The 10,866-nt window shown below is 31.4% G+C and carries 5 protein-coding genes; 4 read left to right on the forward strand and 1 reads right to left on the reverse strand.

The genetic code is table 11. The features are described 5' to 3' along the window. The first annotated feature begins 48 nt into the window (after positions 1 to 48). From ACTG3V_RS11350 to ACTG3V_RS11365, 4 genes are all read left to right on the forward strand, one after another. Entirely contained in the window at positions 49 to 2,634 is a 2,586-nt protein-coding gene (locus ACTG3V_RS11350; RefSeq protein WP_439132282.1) for a hypothetical protein, read from the forward strand. Positions 2,635 to 2,974: 340 nt separating this feature from the next. Continuing rightward, a complete protein-coding gene (locus ACTG3V_RS11355) occupies positions 2,975 to 5,887 on the forward strand; it encodes an FAD-binding and (Fe-S)-binding domain-containing protein (RefSeq protein ID WP_439132283.1) in 2,913 nt (970 codons plus the stop codon). 2 nt (positions 5,888 to 5,889) lie between these two features. After that, positions 5,890 to 6,891 (forward strand): aldo/keto reductase, encoded by a 1,002-nt coding sequence (locus ACTG3V_RS11360; RefSeq protein WP_439132284.1) that lies wholly within the window; start codon positions 5,890 to 5,892, stop codon positions 6,889 to 6,891. Between the two features lie 104 nt (positions 6,892 to 6,995). After that, positions 6,996 to 7,460: a hypothetical protein gene (locus ACTG3V_RS11365; RefSeq protein ID WP_439132285.1), complete on the forward strand. Its 465-nt coding sequence runs from the start codon at positions 6,996 to 6,998 to the stop codon at positions 7,458 to 7,460. Between the two features lie 56 nt (positions 7,461 to 7,516). On the opposite strand, the gene ACTG3V_RS11370 is transcribed toward ACTG3V_RS11365, so the two are convergent. Beyond that, positions 7,517 to 10,866: collagen-binding domain-containing protein (locus ACTG3V_RS11370; protein WP_439132286.1), on the reverse strand; the 3,350-nt coding region annotated here is incomplete at its 5' end.

Here is a 10,866-nt window from a genome sequence, read left to right on the forward strand (position 1 = left end):
AAAACTCGACATATCCGAATAGAGTTGGCAAACATTAAGAATAAAGAGATGAATAATAAATTAATACTACTATTTTTAATCTTTTTTGGTATATCAAATACAGAGATTAAAGCACAATGCACAAAAGCTGAGGCTTATGTGACAAAAGTAAAAGCTGCGGAAAACTGGACGCCAACTGAAAGAGTGAAAAGCGGATCAAAAGTTCAAGGATGGACACAACTTGGAACATGGCATGCTTATAAATGTGAATGTGATAAGGGAGGCAGAACGGCTCAGGAAGCAGAAAATCTAAAGAATGGCTTGAATCAAATTCGTCAAACAATAGTTAGTCAGTATTCTGATGCAGGAGAAATACCTCCCATAATTACCAAATGTAAATCTGGGAATAATTCAAATGCCACAAATAATTTGAACAACAATAAATCATCTTTTCAGATAGAAATGGAAAATCGCTTTAACAATTATAATAAAGCAATGAGTCTAAAAACACAAGGTGAAAACATTGCTAAAGCTTTTGCTGAGCAAGTGAAGCAATTTGGGAATTTAAACAACGCTTCTAATCCTCAAGAGTTGTTGAATAATTTCAATCAAAACATGTCTCAAATCGCCCAATTACAAGCACAAAATAGAAGTGATAATTTAAATCAAATTGATGCTACTTTAGGAAGTGCTTTAAATCATTTAAACAACGGAAATGGCGAAGGAGCTTTGTTTAGTGCCCTATCATTGATTGATCAATCCTACGAACAAAAACAAGCTAAAAAAGAGGCCGAATATCAAAAGCAAAAACTTGTACAGCAGCATAAACAACAAATGTCCCAATTCTATTGGAAAGCTGTCGATTTAAATAATAATGCAATAAATTCTTATTACAAAAATGCAGCTTATGCATTCTCATCTCAAAATGAACAATATTATCTAGATTTTGTGGCTCATCATGAGTGTTTTAAAACTAATATGAAAAACAATTTTAGTTTTAGTAATACCAATTGGACAATTAACAATTGTGAAGTTCCTAAGAAAAGTCAAACTATAGAAAACAATCTTACAGCAAAAGAAGTACAATATAAAAACACAGCTAGTAGAAAATATAAGCTTTACGAAGAAACGGGAATTGATGATTTTAAACAAGCAGCGATACGATTTGCTGGAATGACTGTAATTGAAAAACCTTCGGCAGAAAACTATTATCTTTTGGGACATTATGCTGGTATTGAAGAACCCATAACAGCATTTATAGCCTTTAGAACCGCACAAGAAATAGATCCCAATTACTTTAATTCAGATAAACAAGGGAAATACTTTTTAATTGAAAATGCTATTGAATCTACCTTTAAGGAAGCTATTATAGATAATAATCTTGAGTTTATTAAAAGTGCCATAGGAGCAGATTTACATAAAATTGTTCAAATTGAAAGCAATTCTGCAATCGTATTTGCTATTCAACAAGACAAACCAGATGTCGTACAATTATTTTTAAATGACCTAACAAACGGTAAGACACAACAGCAAATATCTACTAAAGTAAATGAAGTAATTTTAATGGCTTCAACTTTAGATGCTCCAAAAACCATACAGCGTTTTATTGATTTAGGGTTTTCTGTAGATTTTGAGATAAAAGGACTAACACCTATTGAAATAGCTCTTGAGTCAAAATCATTAAAAGTGTTTTTTATACTGGCAAAAAGTGTTAATATTTCTAGTATCAAGAACAGTAGTGTTCCTATTGTCAAGGCATTCCAAACCTATAATTATTTATATCAAGGTAACGAATTTGAAGCAAATAACTCGTTTATGGCTATATATGATATAGATGTTAAATCGGCCCTAGTATTAATTTTGCTTAATGATATTAATATCATTCGTGATGAAAATAAATTGGTCAATATATTTAGTCTAAATATTTCTAAAGAAGTAACCAGCAAAATTAAAGATAACGAAGCTGTTAAAGTTGCATTTTTTAATGCATTGAAATTTAACTTTCCGACTAAACCTTCTGACTTTATTAAACATAAACTTCTTTCTATTGATAAAAATGGAAATTTACCAGAGGCTATCGCTCATCAATATATGTTATGGAATTTTAATAATGATCTTTCAAGTTTAGAAAATTGGAAAATTAAAGATCGAACAAAGACTTTAAGAAATTTATTTGAAATAGCGATATATTATAGGCAAGATGAAGAAATGATAAAAGAACTACTGAGGAATAATTATGTTTATGAAAGCTATAATTTATCATATCGGAAGGAATATAAAGCTTGGCAAGCAATGAAAAACCGTAGTGAAACCACAAAAAAAATAATGAATTCAAGTATTAAAGGTGAAAAATTATATAACCTGTTAAACCTTATAATTGAATCAAATCAATATCAACCCATTAGCAACCCATGTAGTTTACTTGAAGATTTAATGTATGATATTGTCTACTTTAATGAAGGACGAGACATTGAATATATTAGAAGCGAACAAGATTATGAAGCAGGTAAAAAACTAATATTATCACTAATAGATAAAGGAGTAAAATGTGACAGAAAATTATTTAAAACATGGAGAAGTCCACCTTTTACTTTTATGAATATTTCTTATGAAGATAGAGCTCTTTGGAAAAAAATAAGAGCAGCTAAGTATTAATTCTAAAAGATGATTATAAATTAAAATATTGGGAAGCTATTTGGACAGGAAATTTTTATGACAGATTTAAATAATAACGATTTGCCAACAATGGCTATAAGTAATTGCTCGTTCTCGCCTACTTCTGAAAATCCTAGCGGATTTTCAGTTTAGTGTGTACTTGCAAAGTTAAGTGATAAAGCACGCAACAAACCATATACATAACCGTTAGCCATATCAAATATCACTAGACTTCTTTATTAATAAATCCAATAAATAACAACAATCCTTATCATCATCTTATTATTTTGAAAATAGTTTTCGGATATTTGCAAAAAGACCTACTTTTCAATAGTAAATGATGATTGATAATTCTATTTTAACAAGCTTACACAACTCACTTTCTGGTGATGTTTTATTTGATAATTTACACAAAACATTATACGCAACAGATGCCTCTGTGTATCGTAAAATTCCGATTGCAGTTGCTTTTCCGAAAGATGAAAATGATATTAAAGTTTTAATTGATTTTGCTACAAAAAACAACATCACATTAATACCTAGAACTGCAGGAACTTCGCTTGCTGGGCAATGTGTTGGAGATGGTATCGTTGTAGATGTTTCCAAACATTTTACAAACATTATTCATTTTGATGAACACAACAAAACCATCAAATTACAACCCGGAATTGTTAGAGATTCGCTTAATGTTTTTTTAAAACCCTATGGTTTGTTTTTTGGTCCAAACACCTCAACATCAAACAGGTGTATGATTGGTGGAATGGTAGGTAACAATTCTTCAGGAAGCACTTCCATCAGGTATGGAGTTACACGTGATAAAGTTCTGGAAATTGACGCCATTTTAAGTGATGGAAGTACAGCCACTTTTAAAGAAATTACCTCTGAAGAATTTATTAATAAATCCAAAGAAAAAAGCTTAGAAGGTAAAATATATAAATCAATTTTTGATGAACTTTCTATTAAAGCAACGCAACAAGAAATCAAAACAGAATTCCCGAAAGAAACCATTCACAGAAGATGTACAGGTTATGCTGTAGATGAATTTTTAAAATCGGATTTATTTGGTGGAAATCAACCAACAATAAATGTGGCAAAATTCTTAGCAGGTAGCGAAGGTACTTTGGCTTTTTCCACTAGCATTACCATACAATTAGATGCTTTACCCCCTAAAGAAAGCATTATGGTTTGCGCTCATTTTACCAGCATTAATGAGAGTTTACAAGCTACTTTAACGTCTATGAATCACAATTTATACAATTGTGAATTAATGGACAAAGCCATTTTAGATTGTACAAAAAACAATCGTGAATTAGCAAAGAATAGATTCTTTTTACAAGGAGATCCAGAAGCTTTATTGATGCTAGAGGTTGCTGCAAACACCTTACCAGAAGCAGAACTTTTAGCCGATCATTTAATCGCTGATTTACAAAAAAACAATTTTGGTTACCATCATCCAAAAGTATATGGCGCAGACATTGCTAAAGTGCATTATTTGCGTAAAGCAGGTTTAGGTGCTTTGGGTAATATGGTTGGCGATATGAAAGCGGTTGCCTGTATTGAAGATACTGCTGTAGACTTAGAAGATTTGCCAAGTTATATTGAAGAGTTTACAAAAATAATGGGCAAGTACCAACAAAACGCAATATATTATGCACATGCTGGTGCTGGTGAGCTACATTTAAGACCAATTTTAAATTTAAAGAAAGCAGAAGATGTTGTGTTGTTTCGAAAAATCACTACTGAAACTGCAAAATTAGTAAAGAAATACAAAGGTTCTTTTTCTGGTGAACATGGAGATGGAATTGTACGTGCCGAGTTTATTCCGTTAATGATTGGCGAACAAAATTATCAATTGTTAAGACGTATCAAAAAAGCATTTGATCCTAATAATGTTTTTAACCAAGGAAAAATTACAGACGCTTTTTCTATGGATAAAAATTTGCGTTATGAAGTAGACAGAATTGAACCAAGCATTAAAACCATTCAGGATTTTTCTGATAGCGAAGGAATTTTAAAATTAGCAGAAAAATGCAATGGTTCTGGGGATTGTAGAAAACCTGTAGAAGCTGGTGGAACCATGTGCCCAAGCTATAGAGCAACAAAAAATGAAAGTGAAACTACAAGAGCAAGAGCTAACGTTCTTCGTGAAGTTTTAACCAATAATACCGCTAAAAATAAGTTTGACTCTAAAGAACTAAAACAAGTTTTAGATCTTTGTTTAAGTTGTAAAGCTTGCGCTTCTGAATGCCCAAGTAATGTGGATATTGCAACTATGAAAGCTGAATTTTTATATCAATATCAAGAAACTAATGGCTATTCGTTTAGAAGTAAACTATTTGCCAATAATGCCAAATACAATAAGTTAGGTAGCAAAATGCCTAAAATCACCAACTTTTTTACAAATTCACTTTTAGCAAAAAAAGTTTTAGGTGTTGCTGTTGAACGTTCTGTACCTAAACTAGCAAATGAAACTTTAGAAAGTTGGCTAAAAAAACACAATGTAACTTCAAACGCAGTCGAGAAGCCTAAAAAAGCGGTTTATTTATTTAAAGATGAATTTACCAATTATTACGATTCAGAAATAGGAAAAGATGCTGTTTATCTATTAGAAAAGCTAGGTTACGAAATTAAAAATATTGCCCACGATGAAAGTGGGAGAAGCCATATTTCTAAAGGATTTTTAAAAGAAGCCAAGGCAATTTGTAATACAAATATTTCGGTTTTTAAAGATATCATTACTGATAAAACTCCATTAATAGGAGTTGAACCTTCAGCCATTTTAACCTTTAGAGACGAATACATCAGATTAGCAGATGATACCTCATCCGCAGAAAAAATAGCGCAACATACCTATACCTTTGAAGAATTTATATCCAAAGAAATAACACAAGGTAATATTGATAAAAGCCAATTTACATCAAATAAAAAAACATTAAAAATTCATGGGCATTGCCATCAAAAGGCATTATCGGGTACAAACGCTAGTTTTCAAATATTAAATTTACCAGAAAACTACAAAGTAACTATATTAAACACAGGTTGTTGTGGAATGGCTGGTTCTTTTGGGTACGAAAAAGAGCATTATAAGGTTAGTATGCAAGTGGGTGAAGATACTTTATTTCCTAAAATTAGAAATTGCAGTTCAGATACAGAAATAGTGGCTGCTGGTACAAGTTGTCGCCATCAAATATTTGATGGCACAAAAAGAATTGCAAAACATCCAATAACGATATTAAAAGAAGCTTTACTGTAATTATGAGCAAAAAAAAGAATTATATAGCCGATAAAAATCGTTACAAAAAAATAAAGTATAGAAGAACAGGCAATAGTGGTTTGCTTTTACCAGAACTTTCTTTAGGCTTATGGCATAACTTTGGTAAAAATGATGATTTTAAAAATGCCAGAAACTTATTAAAATGTGCATTTGATAACGGAATTACTCATTTTGATTTGGCAAATAATTATGGACCTCCTTATGGAAGTGCAGAAACCACTTTTGGTAAAATTTTAAAAAAAGATTTTAAACAATATAGAGATGAATTGATTATTTCATCAAAAGCTGGTTATGATATGTGGGATGGGCCTTATGGAGATTTTGGGTCTAAAAAATATTTAACGGCTAGTTTAGACCAAAGTTTGAAAAGAATGAATTTGGATTATGTTGATATTTTTTATCATCATAGGCCAGACCCAGACACGCCTTTAGAGGAAACAATGGGTGCTTTAGATTTAATGGTAAGACAAGGTAAAGCATTATATGTGGGAATTTCTAACTATCAACCCAAAAGAGCTGCTGAAGCCTTTGAAATCTTAAAAGATTTAGGTACACCCTGCATAATTCATCAACCAAGATATAATCTATTTGATAGATGGGTTGAAGATGGATTGTTAGAATTATTAGAAAACTCTGGAGTTGGAGCCATTTGTTTTTCTCCTTTAGCACAGGGTATGTTAACCAATAAATATATTAATGGCTTACCCAAGGACTCAAGAGCTGTAAAAGACAGTCCATTTTTAAATACAAACCAAGTTTTAGAGCATTTACCAAAAATTAAAGCTTTAAACGAAATTGCTGCAAATAGAAATCAGAGTTTGGCACAAATGGCTATTTCTTGGATTTTAAAAGATGATAGAATTACTTCTGTTTTAATTGGTGCTAGTAAAACTGAGCAAATTTTAGACAGTTTAAAAGCCACTGAAAACACTTTTTTTACTGCAGAAGAATTGGAAAACATCAATACTATTGTTGTTAATTAAAAAACTTAAAAATTTATAAATAAGAGTTTTAAAGTTTCTTTAAGATAGTTTTACTATTAATTTTGTTAGCTTTGTTTAACTAATAACAAATAAAAATAAACAAAATGAGTCAATCAAAAATTATTTTAAAATACGGAATTTTAATAACAGCTTTAATTGGAGGGTTCTTTTTCTTCTCGAAATTAATCGGAGTTCATGAAAACCCTTATCTAAGATTTTTAAACTTAATATTTGTAGTATTAGGAATTAGACAAGCTGTTAAAACGAACATTGAATTAAACAAAGAAACCAACTATATTACTAATTTAGGTTTAGGTATACAAACTGCTGCATTATCTGTAATTTTATCTATCATTGGAGTTGTTGGTTATGTAGAGCTGATAAATCCTGAATTTTTATTATCAATGAACAATTCATTTTTAATTAGTGGAGATTTATCGATTGCTGAATTATTTATTACATTATTAATTGAAGGTATGGCTTCTGTCTTTATTGGATCATTTGTGGTAATGATGTTTTATAAAAATCATGATAAAGTACTTACTTCTGCGTTCAGTAATAAAAGTTAATTTTCACTTTTCTTGCTAATTGGGTTATTTTAATGCTATATAGAAAGCCAATTCACTTACCTAAAAATAATTTTAGACGTTCCATAATCAGTTTCAAAACTGCTTACTTTTAAGAATAAAACTCCTGGTTTTACCCTACCAAAATCGAAGTTCAATTCGTTTTTACCTTCTGTAAGTGTTGCTGAAGTTTCATAAATTGTTTTTCCTGTAACATCAAACAAGGTAACTTTTGCATTGGTTTGTGATTTGCTGTACAGTAAAAGATTTATAAAGCCTTGAGACGGATTTGGATATGCCATAAACTGATTGTCAAATTCTTCAATTTTATGCACTAGCTCTTCCTCAACTGCGGTTTTAGTAAACTTGATGTCTTTAATACTTAAATCTAAATCTTTAGTTTGTGCTTCTACTGGTAAAAATGTAAATGCCAATGTAGTTAAATCATCTGCTGTAATTGGAGCTGTAGTTCCTATTGATGAGAAGATTTCAAAAGGTATATAATAAGTTTGCTCTTCTTCGGACAAATCTACCATAACTCTATATTGCGCTTTCCATTCTTCTATAGATGATTTTATCAAACCCAATTCCATCAATCCACTACCAGTAGCTGTAAAAGATAAGTATTTGTATTGAGAATAATCTGCGGCTAAAGTTCCTGGTAATAACGATTTGTATAAAGTTAAATAATCATAATCACTAGTTGCATTTAGTTCTACATTTCTACTGATAGCATATTCATCATCATTATAAGTTCTATCAAAATCATTAGACACAAAATAGTGATTGATTTCAGTATATCTTTTGTCATAATCTAAGCCCCAGTTACCATCTGCATGATAAAATGCATCTTGAATTTCTCCGTTTACTTTTACCAAAGCATCATATTCATAACCATCTGCAATAGGAATATGCAATGTTTTTTCTTTCTCAGAATTTACAGGATTATATCTGTGCTTAACATTATTTGCAGTTTCAGAATAAATTTCTTCCATGGCAATTTCTACTTCTTGCCCAACTTCAGTGCTTCTTAAAAGTACTACTAAATCACCTTGCGCTCTAGAAATCTTAGCTGCATATGTTTTTGGTAATTTTTGCACCTCTGTTTGTTGCACTGGCAAATACGTTTGTAAGTTATTTAAAATATCAGTTACTAACTTTTGAGTATCAAAAGGATTGGTAGACCATACTTGAAAATTATACACATCATTAAATTTAGTGTAATGATTTACATACCAGTTGGTTTGAAGCGTATAGTTGCTATCGTTATTATTTTTAGCAACTGCAAAAGAAATGGCATATTCCACAACACCTGTGCGTTGTTGAATACCTTGCATTAAAAAGTTTTTACCTTGTAATTTTACTGTTTTTATGTTTAAAATTTCAGCACCTCTTAACCTGTCACAAGAAGCTTTGGTATGATTATATACTTTATCTGATGTTTTGATTCCTAATACCACCCCTTTAGTTTGTCCATCTAAAGAAAAGTCTACCGAAAATACTTCATCTGCTATGGTGTAATCTAAAATATCTGTTGGTGAAGTGATGTTCGCAACATTACCAGTTACCAAAGCTGTTGGAAACATATCTAACATTGTTTGCCCTTTACCTTGGTAAGGTTGTACACTTTTTAATTTAGCTTTGTTATAAACATTAGCTTCCGATTTCACGAATTGAGTTGGAACAGAATTCTTTTTTCTACCCACATAAATTTTAGAAATTGCATCACCTAAAGATTCAGATTCTACCCCTCCACTATTACCTGTACTAACCTCATTAGATTGTATGGTAATTGGAATTTCTGTGGTAATGTTACACCCATTTGTTTGCACTCCTGTAAATAATAAGGTGTATAAACCAGCTTGAGGAAAGGTAATTGAGATGGCGTTTTCATTGTGATAAAGTGATGTATTATCACCAGGTAAAGTCCAAGAATAACTCGAAAAATCTGCAGTATTTACCAAAGTAACATTTGCATTTACAGCACCATTTGATAAATTGTTTGTATTGATAACCACCTCTGCATCAACTTTTGGTAATACTGTAACCTGTTGACTTGTAGTATCTGAACCAAATTTATTTGTTGCTGTTAAAGTAACTGTATATACGCCTGATGTTGCATAAGTCTTTGTTGGTTCCATAAAAGTACTTGTAGTACCATCACCAAAATTCCATTGATATGAAATTGGAGCTACAGGTTGTGCAATTGAACCTGTATTTGAGGTATTATTAAATTGAAAGCTATTGTTATTTAAACACTCATTGTTATTTACGTTGAAAGTTGCAGTTGGTGTTGCATTAACTGCAGTTGCAGCATTTACATCTGATGCAAATGATGTACAATGTACAACTCCTCCATTTTGCATATAAGAAGTAGCTATTATTTGCCCAACAACATCGGCTGTGTTTTCAGTTTTAGTGATGCTCGCAAAAGGCGCGAAAATGCTACCATAAATAGTGTTATTACCTTGTAAGTGCAGTGCTGTAGTGTTGTAAAAGTTATAAATGATGTGTGAAGCATTTTGATGAGCAACTCCATTTTGTGCCCAAACATTCCAATAAAATGTTCCTGGAGCATTTACATTTACAATTAAGTATTTATCTGAATTTGTAGCAGTTAAAAAGTTTACAACTTCAACGTTATTTAAATCTGATCCGTTTATGTTGATGTAATTCGCCTTATTTTTCAGTAAAACACCAATTTGAGTTGGTAAATTTGTAGTTGAAATAGAATCGCCTGCTACATTTTTAAGTACTGCATTGTGATTATTTTCTGATAAGCTTATAGCATTTGTTCTTAATCTTTGGAATGCCAACGAAAAATCTAAATTGCTTTTTGCAAAAACAGGATTTGATGCTGCATTAAAAGCTGCTGCATTTCCTGCTAATTGAATATACGAATTTGCATTATAATTATTTTCTGGTGTAATTCTTATTGGTGTTGGTGCATTTTGAGGATCTGCATACCAAGCATTACTGCCATTTGATTCACCAATTTGAGCATATTGTGTAGCATTTCTTAAATTTAATACACCTTCATTGTAATTTGCTTTGCCATTAACCAATAATCCCAAATCATTGCCATTTACATTATAACAACCACAATCTTGCAAAGCCAGTTCATAATCACCATTAATTGTCAAATCTCCACCAGCAGCTAAACTTCCGTTTGTTGTACCACTCGTTAAGGTTACATCCTGCTCTACAAAAACTGTGAAACATTCGGCTGGCAAAGTTGGCTTGTAAGGATTTGTACAAACTTGAGACATTACACTAGCGTCTAAACTTGTACCAATAGTTTGGTTAACACCTACAGCTACTAAAGGCACACCATTAGCATTTACACCACCTTTTAATCTTCCATTTGCATCTGTTGTTGTAAAATTATTTCCCCCTTCTAAAGCATCAG

Origin of the sequence: Polaribacter sp., assembly GCF_965660385.1 — a bacterium.
Classification (GTDB): domain Bacteria; phylum Bacteroidota; class Bacteroidia; order Flavobacteriales; family Flavobacteriaceae; genus Polaribacter.